Origin of the sequence: Caballeronia pedi, from assembly GCF_001544915.2 — a bacterium.
In the GTDB taxonomy this organism is placed as follows: domain Bacteria; phylum Pseudomonadota; class Gammaproteobacteria; order Burkholderiales; family Burkholderiaceae; genus Caballeronia; species Caballeronia pedi.
Map to the genome: position 1 here is coordinate 12,611 of NZ_FCOE02000011.1, position 17,876 is coordinate 30,486.

The window sequence follows — 17,876 nt, forward strand, 5'->3', positions numbered from 1 at the left end:
CAGGCGTCACTTCAGCCACTTGCGCACATCCTGCTCCCATTCCGGCTGGCCGCAGTTCGGCGGATTCTCCGGTCCGAGCACGGTGATATAGCCCTTGTCCTTCATGCATGCCTCATAGGCCCGCACCTGCGTACAGCGACCCGCACCCGCCTGCTTCGCGGTGGCCTTGCATGTGGACATCGAGTTGTCCATCCCACTGAAATCAGCGTTGGCGTCAGCATCGTTCCACGAAGGCGGATTCGCGCTCGCCGAGAACTCGACGGGCGTGCTGCACGCGGCGAGCGCCAGCACTGCAACGGGAATCAGGCATGAGCGGAAAAGACGATTCATTGGCTTGCACTCCTTTTTCTTGAGCTCTTGTTGAAGGCGCGTGATTCGCCGCCTATTATTCCCCGCTGTCATTGCGCGCGCCGCATTTTTTTGTTCTGCCCGGAGCATTGGATGAAGCCCATACCGCTCGCCCGTGTCGTGTCGTCGTGCTTCGCTATTGCCACACTGGCGCTCGCTTCGGCCGCATTCGCCGATGATGTCTCCTTCGGCCACGATCAACTCTGCGGCTTGCAGACCGCGCGACCCGACCGCAACGCCGCCGTGCAGGTGAAGACCGTGCAGGGCAGGAACGGGCCGATCGGCTACGCCCGCTTCGGGCGCGGAACGCCGCTTCTGCTCATCACGGGCTATCGCGCGACGCTCGGCGAATGGAACGCGTATTTTCTGGGCGAACTCGCGAAACATCATGACGTCATCGTATTCGACAATCGCGGCGTCGGACGCTCGGCCATCGTGGAAGGGCGCTTCGGTCCAGACTACGGCGTCCGCGACATGGCCGCCGACGCCGCCGATGTCATCGCGGGCCTGAAGCTGCAACGCGCCGACGTGGTCGGCTGGTCGATGGGCGGCATGATCGCGCAGCAGCTCGCGCTCGACGCGCGCGAGAAAGTCGCATCGCTGACGCTGATCGCCACCGCGCCGCCGGGGCCGCAGGCGGTGCCGCTGACGCCCGAGGTGCAGCAGGTGCTGTCGAGCTCGGGCGCGGATGCCTTCGGCAAAATCATGGGCGTGTTGTTTCCCGCCGATGCGGTCGCGGATGCGTCGAAGTGCTTCGTCGGCGACATGTTCGCGCCACGCGATTACAAGGGCAGGCCCGTGCCCGATGCAGTCGCCGCGCAGCAGAATCAGGCGATGACGCGCTGGTTCGCCGATTCCGCCGCGGCCGCTGCATTGCGCCGCTCGCCGATGCGCACGCTGATCATCGCGGGCGCGAACGACGAGGTCCTCGCGGACGCCAACGCGCGCCGTCTCGAACAGATGATTCCGCGCGCGAGGCTCGACGTGGTCGTGGACGCCGGGCACGCCTTGATGTTCCAGTATCCGATCGAACTCGCGCGGCACATCGACGCGTTCGTATCGAAGTGAGTCGAAATGAGCCGACACGAAAACGTTTGCTGATTCCTGGCGCACGCAGCGCGCACGTTCCGGCTTGTGCGGGCTTTCAGCGCACCTTCATACTGTCCCGCAATCGTGATGCGAAAGCACTCACGTCGATAACTACAAGAAAGCCGGGGATACCATCATGAAGTCACGCTTTACCGACGTTCATCTGCGCGCGGTCGAACTGGCCGATGCGCATCTCGCGCAGCTCTACATGGAATGCGTCGACGCCGAGGCGCGGCTTTCGGGCGCGAGCAGGCTTGCGGCCGTGGCCGTGTTCGAGGCGCGCGAAAAGAAGCTCGACGACTTGTGGTCACGTCTGAACGCGCTCGATCCGCGGCTGTGCCGCGAGTTGAAGCACGCGGTGCAGGACTGGCACGACATCGCGGTGAAGCTGCGCGGCGGCGAATGATTTGAGACGCGCGAGCAGCCGAACGAGACGCTGCGACATTCGCGCGGAAGGCCGCCGCAATTAACCTTTCTCCATCGACGGAATGAAAGCGCGCACCGCGCTTTTCACGCAAATCCAGGGAGAAGGGCAATGAACGGCAACAATGGTACGAACAATCGCGCACCGATGCCCGTGGCGTTCTTCGGCATCGCAGTGGGTTCTCTCGCGCTCGCGGGCGCATGGCGGGCGGCGGCCCGGGTATGGACGATTCCCGATGCGTTGCCCGTGTTTCTGACGGCGGCGGCGCTCGTGGTGTGGTTCGCGCTGCTGGTGGGCTATGGGCGCAAGTGGCTCGTCGAACGGGATGCGGCCGTCGCGGAGATGCGTCATCCCGTGCAGTCTTCCTTCGCGGCGCTCGTGCCGGTATCGACGATGCTCGCCGCGCAGGCCGTGCAGGCTTATTCACGTGAACTGGCCATTGCGCTGTTCGCGCTCGGCACGGTGAGTTCGCTTGCGCTCGGTGCTTATCTTCATGGTCGCTTCTGGCAGGGCGGCCGCAAGCCCGAGCCGACCACGCCGGCCATCTATTTGCCGACGGTCGCGCCGAGCTTCGTCGCGGGAACGGCAGCGGCGGGTCTGGGGTTCACGCAAATCGGCATGTTGTTCTTCGGCGCGGGCGTGTTTTCGTGGCTCGCGATCGAATCGATCGTGCTGCATCGCGCCGCCGTGCATGAACCGCTGCCCGACGCACTGCGCCCGACCCTCGGCATTCAGCTTGCGCCGCCGGTCGTGGGAGGCGTGTCGTATCTCGCGATCACGCATGGCGTGCCGGACATGTTCGCTTACATGCTGCTCGGTTATGGTTTGTATCAGGCGCTGATGCTTACCCGGCTCGTGCCGTGGATTCGTCAGCAGGCATTCACGCCTTCGTACTGGGCGTTCAGCTTCGGCGCGGCCGCGTTGCCCACGATGGCGATCAGAATGCTCGAACGCGGCGCAACGGGACCGATGGTGTGGATTGCGCCGGTGGCGTTCGTCGTTGCCAATGTGTTTATCGGAGTCTTGATCGTCGGGACGGTGCGGGCGGTCGTGAAGGGCAATCTGCTGCCGGTTGTGGCGTCGAATGTCACGGCGATCAGCGATAACGTACGCTCCATCGAGCGGCGGGCAGTGGGGGGATCGCGCTAAGCGTGGCAGCGACATCACAACAACATCAAAACCTCACCCGCCTGCAAAGCCCTCAAATTTACCCCCGGCAACGCGGCGCGCAACTCATCGAGAATCTGCGCGCCGTACGGCGGTTTCAAATGCGAAATCAGCAACTCCGCCTTCATCCCGACCCCACTCAAGTCATCCGCGATAAGCCTCGGACAATAATGCTGCGCCGCATGCGCCAACGCAATCTGCGTATCCGGAAACGCGGTCTCGACGATCACATGACGCAATCCCGGCAACGCCGACACCGCCGCCCAGAACTTGGGATTCGTCGTCGTATCGCCGCTGAACGCGAGGCACGCCTGTCCGCTCGACACCGCAAAGCCCATCGACGGCACCGTATGCCGCGCGGGCAGCGCCGTCACCACGCGCCCATTCAGCGCGAAACACTCGCCGACTTCCAGCGCTTCGAACCTCACCCCCGGCGCATCGGGCGATGGAATGCGCGTGAAGTCCGGCCAGATCAGATTGTTGAAGATATGCGCGCGAAGAATATCGAGCGTCGCGCGGCTCGCGTGGACGGTCAGCGGCGCGTCGCGCGCATCGCCCACGGCGTCGATCATGAGCGGCAGATACGCGATGTGATCCAGATGCGAATGCGTGAGAAACACATGATCGATACGCGCGAGTTCGTCGTCGCTCAAAACGGCGACGCCCGTGCCGGCATCGATCATGATGTCGTCATCGACGAGCAGCGCCGTCGTGCCGCCAGGGTCGTGCGCGGCGTCCGGGCTGCTGCCGATCGCGCCGCTACAGCCGAGTACCCGAACCTTCATGGTGCGTCCGCCTGATGAGTTCATTTCGTATCGAATGCGCTTACGCAATCCCAGTCCTCGGGCAACGCGACGCCGCGCAGCGCATCGATACGCCTGCGATAGATCGCATACACCTGCCGCTCAGGATACTGCGCCGCGAGCGTCGCGAGTAGCGTTTCCGCCTCGTCCCACTCGCGCGCGCGATAGTGGGCGAGCGCCGCATGCCAGCGCGCGAGCGCATCGGCATGTTCGTGCTGGGGTTGCGGCTCGAACACCGCGATCGGTGCGATGCGGCCCTTCACGCGCACGCGATCGATCTCCCGAAACACGATCTCCGGCGCCTGCTCACGGGTCGCCTCGCCGACGATGATGTCGATATCGAAGCGGCGCGTGAGTCCTTCGAGCCGCGCCGCGACGTTGACCGCATCGCCCATCACCGTGTAGGCCTTGCGCACCGACGAGCCCATGTCGCCGACCGTCATCGGCCCCGTATTGATGCCGATGCCGATCGACAAGGTCGGCCAGCCGCGCGCCGTGAGCGTGCGGTTCAGCTCGACGAGCGCCGCGCGCATGCCGAGCGCCGCCGCGACCGCATGGCGCGCATGGTCCGGATCATCGACGGGCGCGCCCCAGAAACCCATGATCGCATCGCCGATGTATTTATCGAGCGTGCCGCGATGCGCGCGGATCACTTCGGTCATCGTGCCGAGATACTCGTTCATCAGGCGCGCGAGCGCTTCGGGTTCGAGCGTTTCGGCAATCGCGGTGAAGCCGAGCACGTCGCAGAAGAGCACGGTCAGTTCCGCGCGGCGGCCCGCCATGCTGTAGTCCTCGGGATGGCGGCTCATCTCCTCGACCAGTTCGGGCGGCACGTATTGCCCGAACAGCGCGGCGAAATGGCGCTTCGCGCGCGCCTCGACGAAATAACCGTACGACATGTTGAGCACGTAGAGCGCGAGCACGGCGAGCAGCAGCGAGGCTAACGGCTGCGACCAGCCGAGGCGCCCGAACGCGAAGAGATCCGCCGCGACGATCGCACCGAACAGGATCGCGACCAGCAGGGTCGCGCGAGCGGGCGCGCGCCACGGCCACAGAAAAATCATCGCGACACCGGCGAGCGCGAGGGCGAAAGCCTGCAACCTCGCGGCGAACCGCGGCGCGAAACGGATCGTGCCATCGAGCATGCCGCCGATCAGGTTCGCGTTCACCTCGACGCCCGGATAAACCTCGCCCACGGGCGTCGTGCGCTGATCCATCAGACCGGGCGCCGTCGTGCCGATGAGCACGATCTTGCCCGCGAGCGCGCGCGCCGGGATGCGCTGGGCGAGCACATCGGCGATCGAATAGTAGGGAAAGCTGCCGGCGATGCCGCGATACGGCACCAGCGCCGCGCCGTTGTCATCGACGGGAATGACGCGCGTGCCGCGCGGCGTCGCGAGCGCGAGGCCTTCGAGCGGCGCGGCCGGATCGGTCGGGTCGCCGAACAGCGGGGTGACGGACGCGTCGCCGAACAGCGCGCGGATCACTTCGAGCGAGAGCGCGCCGTAGACGCCATCTTGATGCGCGGTGATGAGCGGCACGCGCCGCACGGAGCCGTCGAAATCGATCACCGGGTTGAAGTAGCCCGCGCGTTGGGTGGCCTGTTGCAGTGCGGGCAGGTTGCCGCCGTAGCTGGTCCAGTCGAACAGCGTGAACGGATGCGCGCCGAACGCGCCCTCGCGCATCAGCGGCGCGGGAATCGCACCGCTCGACACATCCTGATTAGAGAAGTAATAGCCGAGCACGACGGGATGGCCCGCGAGCGCATCGGCGAAGCGCTGGTCGTAGTCGAGGCGTGGCGCGAGCCGTTCGAGCGCCTGGCGGTAAGCGGCGTTGTCCGCGAGTGCGCCGCGCGCGAGGCCGTCGAGCACGGCGAGGCCCGAACTCGCATCGGGTTCGGCGAACACCATGTCGAAGCCGAGCACGGCGATGCGCTCGCGCGAAAACAGCGCGCTCACCAGTTCCGCCATGCGCGCGCGATCCCACGGCCAGCGGCCGAGTTCGGCGAGACTCTTCTCGTCGACGTCGAGGATCGCGATGCGCGAGTCCGTCGTGCGCGGCATGAAGAGGCGCACTTTGGCGTCGTAGATCATGGCGTCGAGCGAATCGACGAAGCGGATGTCGTAACGCCCGAGCGCATGTCCCGCGAGCGCGATGACGATCGCGAGCCCCAGCGCCCAGCGCGCGCCCGAGCGTCGCAGCACGAACGCGAGCGGCTCGCGCGTGCTCATTGTGCGGCCCGGATCTGCTCGTTCGCAACGACGAGCCGCGCCGCCAGCACGCGCGCGACGAACTTGTGCATGCGCGCGGCGAGCGCGGGATCGTCGCTTTCGAGGCGCTGCAGGGTCGAGAGGGCGAGGCGCAGCACGACGGTCGGTTCATCGGCGACGACGTCTGCGCTGCGCCGCGCGCCGGTGTACACCGCCATCTCGCCGACGATCGTGCCCGCGCCGAAACTGCGTAATCTCAAGGTGCGCCCGTCGCCGACCGACAGCGCGACCGTCACGCGTCCCGTTTCGACGAAGTAGATCGAATCGCCCGGATCGGCCTGGCGGAACACGTATTCGCCGGGCGCGAGCGTGAGCGTGTCGAGATGCGGGCGCAGCATGTCGAGCGTATCGGGCGGCGTCGACGCGAATGCGCCCGCGCGTGCGTCGCGCGACGGTTTCGCCGCGCGCAGCATCTGCGTTTCGATCCACTCGAGGCCGCCGTCGAGATCGGCGAATTCATGCGGACCGCTCGCGCTTCTCATATCGGTGATGCCCTTGGCGAACCACGCTTTCAGGATCGGCGACAGCCCGGTCAGCACGAGCTGCGCGTTCGCGCGCGCGCACGCCTGGCGCAGCCGCACGAAGCTCGCGGTGCTCGACGCATCGACGCCATGCACGCGCGCGAAATCGACGAGCACGTAGTGCACGGTATCGGCGGGCGCTTCGATGCGCGCGCGGATATGCGTGAGGATCGAATACGCGGTGCCGAAGAACAGAAAGCCCTGCAGGGCGACGCCGTAGAGCGCGCGCGCCTCGGCATCGAGCACGCGGCTTTCGTCGACGGTGCGCTCGACGTTCGAACGCCGCCCGCGCCCGTCGAATTCGAGGCGAAAGCAGTTCACGCGCCCATAGCGCACCACGAACAGCAGACACGCGGCGATCACGCCGAGCAGCACGCCCGCGACGATCCCGTATGCCGCGATGATCACCATGATCGCCGGAATCAGCAGATAGTCGTGCCACGGCAGACGCCGGAACGCGTTGACGAGCCATTCGATCAGCATCGCTGCGCCGATGAAGATCTGCAGCCCGACCAGCACCGGCTTCGGCAACAGCGCCATCAGGCTCGGAAAGCGCGCGATCACGACGAAGCAGAAGAGCGACGCGAGCACGCCCGCGCGCCGGCCTCTCACGCCGAGTCGCCAGTTGGTCATCGTGCGCGTCATCGATTGCGCGCCGACGAGCCCGCCCGCCAGTCCGGTCAGCACGTTCGCGATGCTGGCCGCGCGCATCTCGCGGTTGAAGTCGACATCGCGCGAGGCCGTCACGCCGATGCTCGTCGTGTTGAGCAGCACGGTCATCGCCGAGACGGCCGCGACGGCGAGAATCTCGGGGGCGCGCGAGAAGAGCGTCGGCAGCCACGCGTCGTGCAGCAGCACGAACGGCAGCCGCATGCCGGTGACCGGCTCGTAGTGAAAGAGCAGGCCCATGTGGCGCGCGTCTTCCAGGCTCTTGCCGGAGCCGTGCAGCCCGCCATAGAAGATCGCGATGCCGAGCGCGATCATCGACGGCAATACGATCACATAGCGCGACAGCGGCGTGATGCGCGTGAGCACCAGCAGCCCGATGCCCACGACGAGCGCGGGCACGCTCGCGAGCCACGGCAGCGCCATGAAGATACCGGGCGTCGCGGCGCCGACGGGCGCATCGGTGAGCACGCGTAGCGCGCCTTCGAGCAGCAGCAAGCCGGTGCCCGCGAGAAAGCCGCCGATCACCGGAAACGGGATGTACTGGATCGCGTTGCCGCGTTTCCAGTGCGCGAGCGCGAAGAGCAGCGCGCCCGTTGTCAGCGACGACACCGCGATCAGCATCAGCACGGTGGCGAGCACGGCGGCATCGTCGCCGCCCGCGGCATGCACCGACAGCGCGACGGACGCGGCCAGTCCGGCGAGCAGCGCTGTCGCGTTCGAATCGGGGCCGGCGATCATGAAGGGCACCGAGCTCGTCAGCGCGATCACGAGCGAGACGATCACGCAGCTCAGGAGCGCGGTCGGCATGCCGGCGGGCAGCCACGGCGTGAGTCCGGCCGAGAAAATCATCGCGCCGTAGCCCGCGGCATACGCGAGCGCGAGCAGCGCCGTGAGCACGCCCGCGAGCGTGTCGATGGCGAAGGACGTCAGCGCTGCGTTCAACTGCGATGCGCGCATGATCTCCGTGCCATGGCTCGCGTTCTCGCTCATCGCGGTGCTCGCTAGCGGCACGCCGCCGACGGCACCACCGGCGTTACCCGCGACGCCGGCAGCACGCCGAACGGCAGCCGCGCGCTGATGACGATCGCACCTTCGCCCGCGCGCACGATCTGCCGGTCGACCTGATTGATCACGACGATCTGCCCGTCGTAGACGACGATCTGATCGCCCTTGCAATCCGCGTTGCCGCCCGGTTCGAGGTTGGCGCAATCGGTGACGGAGTATTCCGTGCCGCGTATGCCGATGGTCGACGTCGGCGTTTTCACGCGATAGTTCTCCGGCTTGCCTTCCTTCGCGACGAGACCGTCCACCGCGCGCAATCCGCCTTTCACGAGCGACAGAAAACTGCGGTCTTCCTGCGGCGCATTCGCGGCGTAATGGAAATCGTCGACGCGAAACACGGAGCCTGGCTTCAGATAGACGCGCTGCTTGTCGGTGAAGATCATCACGATCTCGGACGCGACGCCGGTCTGCACGGTGTCGCCGTTGTCGATGCCGCCGCCGACCGCCGCGACGCGCTGCGCGCCGCCCGCCGACTGGATCGCGACATTGCCGACGAGCGCGGTGATCGTCGCGACCGGCTCGGCCACGGCGGCACGCGTGGTCATCGCCAGAAGCAGGAGCAGAAGCAAGAGAACGTGTCGGGCGCGCATCATGACGGGTCTCAGAAGGACTTCGTGAGCGCGACCCAGAAGCGGTTCGCGTGGCCGGTGCCGAGGGTAGACGGAACGTAGCCGAGGGTGTGCGCGTAGGACATCGACAGCACGAAGTCGTGCGGCGCGGCGAGCGTCGCACCGACGCCGATTCCCGACAGCCGCACGTGATTGACGCCCGGCACGACCGGATGCGCGACGATCTTGCCATCGGCGGTGTCGATGAAGCCCGCCAGCGTGACGAGCACCGGCACGAGCGATTGCCGGATCGTCTGCCGTACTTCGAAAGTTGCGATGTACGCCTCGTCGACGGGCGCGTCGCCGGTGGCGTAGGCGCGCACCGCGTACGGGCCGCCGAGCGAGATCTGCTCGGACGAATCGAGATTGCGCGAACTCGCCTGGGCCGTCAGCGAGAAGTAGAACTGCGTGCCGTTGGCCTGATCGCCGATCACTTGCGTATGCGTCATCGCGAGCACGAACTTCGTGAACGAGCCGGCGATCTGCGCCTCGATCTGTTCCTGTTGCGGCGACCTGAAGCGCAGGTTGCCTTGCTGGATGCTGGTATCGAACGTCGTGATGCTTTTCTGCAGCGTCAGATTGCCCGACAGACCCAGGCGCGCGACATCGCTGCTCTTGTCGCTGACGGAATCGAACGCGCCGAGATGATCGGACAGCAGCTTGTGATCGTAGCCGAGCGTCGTGTACACGTTCGCGGACGGCGAGCGCAGCACGGGATAGCTGAGGAAGGTGGAGAACACGTTCGCGCTGCCGTAGGCGTCGAGTTCGTCGAACTGGCCGCCGACCGAATAGGTCGAGCGCGTGTACCCGATGCCCCACGCGAGCCCGCTGCCGCCCACCGGCACCGTGTAGCCGATGTTGCCGTAGAACTGCCCCGTGATCGAACCGAGCAGCCGGGCCCCCAACTGATCGCCGATGCCGAGCGGATTGTTCCATTGCAGCGCGCCGATCAGCCGCGCCGCGCCGGTGGTCGTCTGGCCGTAGTTGTCGGCCTGCACGCTGCCCGACAGCGGCCGCGCCTTCGGCACCAGCAGCGTCATGTCCGACGTGCCCGGCAGCGCGCCCGGCGCGATCGTCGCGTTCGCGCCCGTCGTGCCGGCGGCGTCCTGCGCGAGCAGCGTCGCGCGGGTGAGGGCGTGTTCGTCGATCACGTCGCCGGATTTGAGCGCGCCGAGAAAGCGCGCGATGACCGGATCGCGCGTGCGCGACTGATTGTCGATGTCGATGCGCCCATAGCGTCCCTCGCTCACCGCGATGCGCACGATGCCGCCGTCGATCTGCTGCGGCGGCACGTAGGCCCGCGCGACCAGATAGCCGTGCTGGCGATAGAACGCGCTCACGCGATCGGCGGCGCTTTCGAGATCGTCGAGCGAGCGATCCGGGCCGATGACCGGGCGCACCGCATCGAGCAGTTGCGCAGCCGCAAAGCGCGTGTTGCCGGTGAACGTGAAACCCTTCACCTCGAAACGGATGCCGCCGGGCGCGCCCGATGAGGGCGGCGGCGCGGGCGCGGGCGTCACGTTCAGGCGCAGGTCGGAAGGCGGCGGCGGCGCGGGCGCTTGCTGCTGCTGTTCGCGCAGAATGCTGCCCGCGTTCGGCAGCGCCTGCGCGCGCGCATCGCGCAGATCGCGCGCGCTTGCCGCGACGAGCGTCGCGAACAGCACAGCGAGCCGCGTCGAAGCGAGGCTGCGCCGGGCGTGTGGGCCGAAGCGTCGCACGCGCCTGGGCTTCACATGCGGCATACGTGACCGGGCCATGCGTCATCCGGCAGGCGGCTGCCGTCGCTCGACGAATCGGTGCGCTGCTGCACGAGCGGCGCGGTTTCCGGCTGGAGGCCCGGCGTCGCGTCGGAGAGATGCGCGGGATTGGCGGCGTCGGTGCGTACGGAATCGAGAACGCCGGGCAGCGTCGCCGCGGTCGTGATCACCGTTCCAGGCGCTTCCGGGGCCACGGGTTGCGCGGGCGGCGCAGGTGGTGTGGGCGGCGGCGTCGGCGTGCCGGCGATGCGCAGCGTGCCGCCTTGCGTCGTGATCGTGTAGCCGGTCGGACCGCCCGTCGCCGTGACGGTGATCGCGTAGGTGCCGGCCGCCGCGCCCGGCGCCGCGCCCGTGCTCGTCACCGTGAAGACGAAAGGCTCGTGAACGGTCGGGCTGTCGGCGAACGCGTTGCCGTAATTCGCGCCGTTGTAGCGCAGCGCGATCGTGACGTCGTTCGGTCCAAGCGTGCGCGGCGTGTCGAGCGGCAGGTCGATGTTGATCGCCGTCAAGGTGACTTGCTGGCGCGCATTGAACGCGAAACGGTTGCCCGAGGCCGACGCGGCGCGCGCATCGACGCCGCCCGTGTAAGCGTCGCCCCAGAGCGCGAGATTGCTGCTTTGCAGACCGCCGAAGGCGTCGGTGTCCGGCGAATCGGTGTAGACCAGCCAGCGGCCGTTGGGCGCGGCGAGCGCCTGCGCGCCAGCGTGGTTGGCGAAAGTCGCGGCGGCGAGCGTGATGGCCGTGCCGCTCGCGCGGCTCGCGACGGGCGCGGCAAGTGTGAGCGACGGCGCGGTGAGCGTCACCGCGCCGCTGGCCGATACGCCGCTCAGTCCCGCGACACTGCCGATGACGAGCGGCGCGCCATCGACGAGCGCGACCGACGCGGCATCGGCGGCGAGCGTGCCGATCCGATTGCCCGCATTCGTCAGCCGATACGTGCCGCCCCGCAGCGCGACATTGGCCGCTTCGATGGGCGCGCGCTGCGTGGCCGTGCCAGTGCTCGGCATGGACATCGACAGCGTGCCGCGTGGCGCGTCGATCGGCGCATCGAGCCGGATGCCGCTCTGGGCCGCGAGCGACAGCGTATTGACGCCGCGCCACGCGACCGGGCCGTCGATCAGCACGAAGCCGAACGGCTCGAAGCCTGCGGGCGCTGCGGCGCTGATCGACACATTGGTCGTTTCGAGCACGCGCGAGAGCGTCGCGCTCTGGATCGTGCCGAAGCGCTGTCCGAAGGCATCGTCCGAGCCGACCAGCGCGGCGAAGCCGCTCGCGATGCGCCACGTGCCGGTTTGCCCCGACGCCGCCGCCGTCGTGACCTGCGCATCGGGCGCGACGCGCACCTGCGTCCCCGCCGTCTCGATCGCGCCGCCGTTGCCGCCGTTGGGCGCGGACGCGTCGAGCGTGCCGCCGACCTGCACGACGCCGCTGTCGGCGACGAGCCGGATCACGCCGTTCTGGTTCACGGCGCTGCGCGCGCGAATGACGCCCGTGTTGTTCACGACATTGGCGAACAGCGCGCCCTCGGCGCTCGCGGCGAGCCAGGCCTGACCGCCATCGGCCTGAATCAGCCCGTGATTGGCGGCGAGCGCGTGCAGCGCGCCGCGCTCCACCGACAAGCCGATCATGCTGTGATCGCCGAGCGTGACCGCGATGCGTTCGCCCGCCGCGAGCGCGGCGAATCCGCCGGGAGAATCGATCGTGCCGGCGTTGATCGCGCGCGCGCCGATCAGCGCGACATAGCCGCCGGGCGCGCTTTTGATCGTGCCGAGATTGACGACCGGCGCGCCGTCGCCGCGGTCGTGCCAGTGCCAGCGACGCCCGCTGCCCGCGAACGTGTAGTGACCGCTCATGAAATCATTCGCCGACAGATTGAGCGTCGACGCGAGCAGGCCGCCGACGTTGACCTGCGCGTTCGGCCCGAAGATCACACCATTAGGATTGACGATGAAAACCTGCCCGTTCGCGTCGAGCCGGCCGAACAGCGCGGACGGGCGCGGACCCACCACGCGGTTGAGCGCGATCGCATTCGCGCCCGGCTGATTGAACGTGATCGATTCGCCGGGGCGCGTGCTGAACGAATTCCAGTCGATGGCGAGACGCCCGCTATTCTGCTGAATCGTGGTGTTCACGCCCGCGCTCGTGACTGTGCCTGCGCCCGCGACGACGCGCGCGCCAGTCGGCTCCGCGTAAGCATGCGCGAAGACCGCGCTCAAGAGCGCGGCGGTGCAGAGCCGCAGCGCGGGGGACGCGATGCTTGCGCGCAGAGTCCTGATCATGTCGGCCGACTCCTTTCTGTTGCGGTGCATCGTCGTGAGGCGATGCAGGCGCACCATCAAGCAGTTTAGTGTTCCGAATCATGCTTGCAACTACGCGTTTAGAGAATGCGCGTCCACGCTGCGTGTGTGCGTTTCGCCACGCACCTGACTACTTCATTCGTCTTCGGAATGCGAGGTTTCCAAAGACGTTTCAGGCGGCTCGTTCGCGAGCGTTCCTTCGACGAAATCGCGCAGGAACGTGACCCAAGTGCGGATCTTCGCGTCGAGATACTGACGGGATGCATACATCGCGTAGATGGTCATGGTCTGCAATTCCCACTCGGGCAGCACGCGCACGAGCGCGCCGCTTTGCAGCCACGGGAGCGCCGCGAGCATCGGCAACGGCGCGATGCCGAGACCATTGGACAGGGCGACGGCGAGCGCGTCGGCGGAATTGACGCGCAGCCGGCCGGGTTCGAGATCCACTTCGACCTGTCCGCGCGGGCCTTCGAACACCCATCGGTCGACCGGGAAGAAGGTCGTCACGAGTTGCAGGCACGCGTGATTCGTCAGGTCTTCGATGCCTTGCGGCACGCCCGCGCGCTTCAGATACGCGGGCGATGCGCAGAGCACGCTCGGCATCGAGCAGATTTTCGTGGAGACGAGCGCGGAGTCGGGCAGGGTGGATGTCGTGACTTGCAGGAAGACGTCGAAGCCTTCGTCGAGCATGTCGGGGACGTGCTGCGACAGCGTCAGCTCGACGCGCACCTGCGGATGTTCCTCCAGATATCGTGTGAGCGCGGGCACCACGTAATGCTGGCCGAACGTGATCGGCGCGTGCATGCGCAGCACGCCGCTCGGAGAAAGCTGCGCGTTGCTCGCTTCGGCCTCGGACAAGTCGACGAGTTCGAGCACTTCCTTGCAGCGCGTGAGATAGCGGTTGCCCGCATCGGTGAGCGCGACTCGGCGCGTCGTGCGATTGAGCAGACGCGTACGCAGATGCGTTTCGAGTTCCGTGACGGCGCGCGACGCCTGCGCCGTCGTGATGTCCATTTGCTGCGCCGCGGTCGTGAAGCTCGCCGCCTCGGCGACCCGCGCAAAGATCCTCATGCTCCGCAATAAGTCCATCGTCCCGCCATCCGTTTGACGAAGCCGGAACTATCCCACGGCGGCCCGATGGGGCGCAACCTGACCTTCTTCGTACGTTCGTTTCAGGATTCACATCTGTTACACGGCTTGTAACTCAGCGCGCAGGACGCGCGGCTAACATGGATTCATGGCTGCATATGAGTTCGGGATCGCATCGCGGTCTGCATGACGGCCTTCTCAGAAGAGGAAGACATGAACGCCAAGGGCTTGATCGGGGTCGGTATTGCGCTGTCGGCAGGGCTCGCCTGTGAAGCCGCGATGGCGGGCGTGAGCGTCGGCATCAATCTCGGGATTCCGGTTGTTCCTGTCGCGCCCGTCTACGCCGCGCCGCCGCCGGTGGTGTATGCCGAGCCCGCGCCCGTCTATATGGCGCCCCCACCGCCACCGCCGCCGCCGCAGGTGGTCTATCAGCCGGCGCCGGTCGTCGTCGCGCCTGCGCCCGCGATCGTCGTCGGCTGGCACGGCGACCGTTACTGGGACGGCTATCGCTACTGGGGACGCCGCGACTGGTATGCGCATCATGGCGGTTACTACGGCTATCGACACTGGTAAGCGGAGAGCATCCGGAAGCGGAGCATCATCATGAACCCATCTTCTCGAACTCGAACCATGGCGTGGTTCGCGCGCTCGCTGATCGTGCCCGTCGCGCTCATCGCGGCGGCAGGGCTCGGCGGTTGTGTCTATGCGCCGCCGTATGGTTATGCGCCCGCGCCGGCTTACGGTTACGCGCCTGCTTATGGCTACGGGTATGGGCCGGGGTATTACGCGGTGCCGTCGGTATCGCTCGGCGTCGGCTTCAGCAGCGGCGGAGGACACTGGCACGGCCACTGACGCGCCGTGCACGTGAGCGACTGGAACGCCCGTTGCTGCGCTTTCTCCGACTCTTCCGGAGAAAGCGCACGATGGCTGAGCAAACCGTAAGCTTGCTGGCAAGTAACGCCCGCTGCGAGCACTTCATGCTGTCGCCGAACGGCTGGGTGCCGAACAACACGCGCCTGCCGGTGCTCCTGTGGCACGGCGCGATCGATCCAAAAACACCCGAGCCCGCCGCCCGTTTCGAAACGCTGTTCGCGCAGAACGGCTGGCCGCCGCAATGGCGCGACGGCGTCTTCGACTATCACCACTTTCATTCGACCGCGCACGAGGCGCTCGGCATCGCATCGGGCACCGCCGAGCTGATCCTCGGCGGTCCGCACGGCCGCGTGATTTCGGTCCGCGCCGGCGATGCGCTCGTTCTGCCTGCCGGCACCGGCCATTGTCTGCTGTCGGCCGGTCGCCGCTTTCAGGTGGTCGGCGCGTATCCGCCGGCTCAGCAGTGGGATATCCGGCGCGCGGCGCTCAGCGAGGACGAACGCGTCGCGATGGAAGCGCTACCGTTTCCGCGCAGCGATCCCGTCGCGGGCGACGATGGGCCGCTCACACGTCAGTGGCGTTGATCGACGTCATCAAGCCTTCTGCGTCCGGCGCGCGCCGATCAAAGGCACGCGCTTGACGACGCCCGTCGCGAGCGCGGTGCCGACCAGCACGATCGCGCACGCGATGCCCATCCCCACCGACACGCGCTCGGCGAGAAAGAGCGCGCCCCACAGGATGCCGAAGATCGGAATCAGGAAGGTGACGGTGATCGCGCGCGCAGGCCCGGCTACCGCGATGAGATGGAAGAACATCATATAGGCGACGCCCGTGCACGCGACGCCGAGCGCGAGCACCGCGCCCCACGCATGGAGCGACACCGTGCCCGCGGGCCAGAAGAACAGCGCGAAGGGCAGCAGCACGATGGTCGCCGCGCTCATCGTGCCGGCCGCGACCGTCAGCGAATCGACGCCCATCAGATGCTTCTTCGTGTAGCTCGCGGCGACGCCGTAGCTGGCCGACGCGGCGAGCGCGGCTAATGCGGCCAGCGCGGTCGCCATCGGCGAGCCGGGAGCGGCGGACGCGTCGTGGACGAACATCTGATCCCAGACCAGTGCGAGCACACCCGCAAAGCCGATCGCGAGGCCCGCGACGCGCAGGCGCGTCAGCCGGTCGTTGAGCCACATGAAGGCGACGAGCGCGCCCCAGAGCGGCGTCGTCGCGTTCATGACGGACGTGACGCCGGCCGACAGCGTCAGCTCGGCATACGCAAACAGACAGAACGGCGCGGCCGAGTTGAGGATGCCGACGACCAGGAGCGGCCGGGCGCGCTCGCGCATCGTCGAGAGCGCCTGTCGCGCGTTGCCGCGCAGCGCGAGCATGAGAAGCAGAAAAGCCGCGCCGATGCCGACGCGCAACGCCATCAGCGGCGCGACGCCGAGATCGGTCACGCCGACGCGGATGAACAGGAACGAGCCGCCCCATAGCGCGGCGAGGACGAATAATTGAGCGAGATTGACAGGGGTCATGGCGGGCTTCGCAAGGGGAGTCGGGTAACGAAGCCATCGTAGCGGCGCGCACGAGGCCGACGTTTCGGCCCGGCGTGAAACGAAAGATACAGCGCGGTCGGCGCGGCGCGTGCTTCGCCGTTCTTTCGGGACGCTGGCCCGGCTTCGCTTATCCCCCGCATCGTAGGTGCGCGCGGGGTCTTCGGCAAACGAGCAATTCTCACCGTTATGTGAGAAAAATTGCCATGCGACGGGCGGCTTGCCCGCGCGCGTATTCGGTGCGACTCTTGCTGAAGGATGGCAAGGCGGATGATGGGGTTTTGCAGTGCGATGGACGCAGTCAACTGGAGATAGCCATGGACAATGCAAACGGCAGCGCATCCACGATCCAGACGATGCCCTCGGACGAACCGCCGCTCGCGCGCCGCACGGTGGCGAGCGCGATGGAAGCGGCGCTCGCGCCGGGCATGACGCAGGCGCAGGGCGCGAGCGTGACGCCGCTCGCGCCGGGCGCGGCGCACAAACCCGCGATGTACGCGCCGTATCACGTGCACGGCAGCGTGCTCGAAGGCGGCGATAGTCCGTCGGTGCTCGCGCAACCCGCCGCCGCGAGGGCAGAGCGGCAGGGCAGCCAGTTTCATCCGTCGCCGCCGGTTCCGCGCCGCGCGCGCGACATGCTGGCGGGCGCGCAGGATATCGTTTCGACGCGCTATCGGCAGGCGAAGGAGGGCACCGACGACTACGTGCACGACAATCCGTGGAAGTCGATCGCGTTCGCGGCGGTCGGAGGATTGATCGTCGGCCTGCTGGCGGCGCGCTGAAAAAAGCCGGCGGCTGTGCGAAACGAAAGCGGGTCTCAACCTTGCTGAAATGAACGTACCGGTGCGGTGCTCATCGCCGCATCGGGCCGACATGGAAGAACGATCATACGATCTCTGCACCGAGCGGTTCGAAGTATGGAATCCGCTGTCCGCGATCTTCACCGGTTCGCGGCGCGTGCTGTTTGTGCATTCGGAATCGAATGTCGGCGACTCGTTTGCGCTGCTGCTCGCGATGCGCGGTTTCGAAGCCATTCAGATGGGCGATGCCAAAAGCGCCTTGCAGTTCGTGGGTAACTGGCGGCCGCAGGCGCTGTTCGTCGATACGCTCATCGGCGATCCGCACGATCATTCGCTCGCACGCGCATTACGGGTCGCGCTGGCTCGCGATCAGCGGGAAGGCGAGCTCCAGTTGATGATTGCGCTCGCCGCCGACGCCGTCCGGGACCCGCGCGATGCGCTCTTCGACGCGGGTTACGACGGCTTTTGCAGAACGCCGTGCCCGGTCTGGTGGATGTTCGATCTGTTGAAGTGCTTCTATGCCGGGTGAGGGCGGCCGCGCAGCCGCCCGCC

General features: G+C 67.0%; 17 protein-coding genes. 8 read left to right on the plus strand and 9 right to left on the minus strand.

The features are described from left to right. Window positions 1–6 precede the first annotated feature (6 nt). On the minus strand, window positions 7–330 hold the full coding sequence (locus tag AWB80_RS18205; RefSeq protein ID WP_061176066.1) for a hypothetical protein: 324 nt from the start codon (window positions 328–330) through the stop codon (window positions 7–9). A 111-nt stretch (window positions 331–441) separates the two neighbouring features. On the opposite strand from AWB80_RS18205, the gene AWB80_RS18210 reads away from it, so the two are divergent. The 3 genes from AWB80_RS18210 to tehA all read left to right on the plus strand — a co-directional run bounded on the left by AWB80_RS18210 (window position 442) and on the right by tehA (window position 3,010). Further along, a complete protein-coding gene (locus tag AWB80_RS18210) occupies window positions 442–1,416 on the plus strand; it encodes an alpha/beta fold hydrolase (protein ID WP_061176067.1) in 975 nt (324 codons plus the stop codon). Window positions 1,417–1,573: 157 nt separating this feature from the next. Continuing rightward, a complete protein-coding gene (locus tag AWB80_RS18215) occupies window positions 1,574–1,843 on the plus strand; it encodes a hypothetical protein (RefSeq protein ID WP_061176068.1) in 270 nt (89 codons plus the stop codon). A 129-nt stretch (window positions 1,844–1,972) separates the two neighbouring features. After that, on the plus strand, window positions 1,973–3,010 hold the full coding sequence (gene tehA, locus AWB80_RS18220; RefSeq protein ID WP_061176069.1) for a dicarboxylate transporter/tellurite-resistance protein TehA: 1,038 nt from the start codon (window positions 1,973–1,975) through the stop codon (window positions 3,008–3,010). A 14-nt stretch (window positions 3,011–3,024) separates the two neighbouring features. Here the strand turns inward: tehA and AWB80_RS18225 are convergent, their stop codons facing one another. The 7 genes from AWB80_RS18225 to AWB80_RS18255 form a co-directional block, all read right to left on the minus strand. After that, window positions 3,025–3,813, minus strand: a complete 789-nt coding sequence (locus AWB80_RS18225) for a 3',5'-cyclic-nucleotide phosphodiesterase (protein ID WP_061176070.1) — start codon at window positions 3,811–3,813, stop codon at window positions 3,025–3,027. 20 nt (window positions 3,814–3,833) lie between these two features. Beyond that, window positions 3,834–6,062, minus strand: a complete 2,229-nt coding sequence (locus AWB80_RS18230; RefSeq protein ID WP_061176071.1) for a CHASE2 domain-containing protein — start codon at window positions 6,060–6,062, stop codon at window positions 3,834–3,836. Continuing rightward, entirely contained in the window at window positions 6,059–8,281 is a 2,223-nt protein-coding gene (locus AWB80_RS18235; protein WP_143328080.1) for an SLC26A/SulP transporter family protein, read from the minus strand. Before AWB80_RS18235 ends, AWB80_RS18230 begins: the two co-directional genes overlap by 4 nt. An 11-nt stretch (window positions 8,282–8,292) precedes the next feature. After that, window positions 8,293–8,946, minus strand: a complete 654-nt coding sequence (locus AWB80_RS18240) for a FecR family protein (RefSeq protein ID WP_061176073.1) — start codon at window positions 8,944–8,946, stop codon at window positions 8,293–8,295. An 8-nt stretch (window positions 8,947–8,954) separates the two neighbouring features. Continuing rightward, complete coding sequence (locus AWB80_RS18245; RefSeq protein WP_244206581.1) at window positions 8,955–10,718, minus strand: ShlB/FhaC/HecB family hemolysin secretion/activation protein; 1,764 nt, start codon at window positions 10,716–10,718, stop codon at window positions 8,955–8,957. Continuing rightward, window positions 10,691–12,997 carry a two-partner secretion domain-containing protein gene (locus AWB80_RS18250; protein ID WP_244206583.1) on the minus strand — a complete coding sequence of 769 codons (2,307 nt, stop codon included), beginning with the start codon at window positions 12,995–12,997 and terminating at the stop codon, window positions 10,691–10,693. Before AWB80_RS18250 ends, AWB80_RS18245 begins: the two co-directional genes overlap by 28 nt. Window positions 12,998–13,150: 153 nt before the next feature. Then, on the minus strand, window positions 13,151–14,104 hold the full coding sequence (locus AWB80_RS18255) for a LysR family transcriptional regulator (protein ID WP_061176075.1): 954 nt from the start codon (window positions 14,102–14,104) through the stop codon (window positions 13,151–13,153). A 213-nt stretch (window positions 14,105–14,317) separates the two neighbouring features. On the opposite strand from AWB80_RS18255, the gene AWB80_RS18260 reads away from it, so the two are divergent. From AWB80_RS18260 to AWB80_RS18270, 3 genes are all read left to right on the plus strand, one after another. Beyond that, on the plus strand, window positions 14,318–14,677 hold the full coding sequence (locus tag AWB80_RS18260; protein WP_061176227.1) for a hypothetical protein: 360 nt from the start codon (window positions 14,318–14,320) through the stop codon (window positions 14,675–14,677). A gap of 30 nt (window positions 14,678–14,707) precedes the next feature. After that, on the plus strand, window positions 14,708–14,956 hold the full coding sequence (locus AWB80_RS18265) for a hypothetical protein (protein ID WP_244206584.1): 249 nt from the start codon (window positions 14,708–14,710) through the stop codon (window positions 14,954–14,956). A gap of 71 nt (window positions 14,957–15,027) precedes the next feature. Further along, window positions 15,028–15,561 (plus strand): cupin domain-containing protein, encoded by a 534-nt coding sequence (locus AWB80_RS18270; protein WP_061176077.1) that lies wholly within the window; start codon window positions 15,028–15,030, stop codon window positions 15,559–15,561. A gap of 9 nt (window positions 15,562–15,570) precedes the next feature. Here AWB80_RS18270 and AWB80_RS18275 read toward each other — a convergent pair whose 3' ends face one another. Continuing rightward, a complete protein-coding gene (locus AWB80_RS18275; RefSeq protein ID WP_061176078.1) occupies window positions 15,571–16,506 on the minus strand; it encodes a DMT family transporter in 936 nt (311 codons plus the stop codon). A gap of 335 nt (window positions 16,507–16,841) precedes the next feature. On the opposite strand from AWB80_RS18275, the gene AWB80_RS44615 reads away from it, so the two are divergent. Next, window positions 16,842–17,306 (plus strand): ElaB/YgaM/YqjD family protein, encoded by a 465-nt coding sequence (locus tag AWB80_RS44615; protein WP_061176079.1) that lies wholly within the window; start codon window positions 16,842–16,844, stop codon window positions 17,304–17,306. 91 nt (window positions 17,307–17,397) lie between these two features. Beyond that, entirely contained in the window at window positions 17,398–17,853 is a 456-nt protein-coding gene (locus tag AWB80_RS18285) for a response regulator (RefSeq protein WP_061176080.1), read from the plus strand. The last annotated feature ends 23 nt before the right edge of the window (window positions 17,854–17,876 follow it).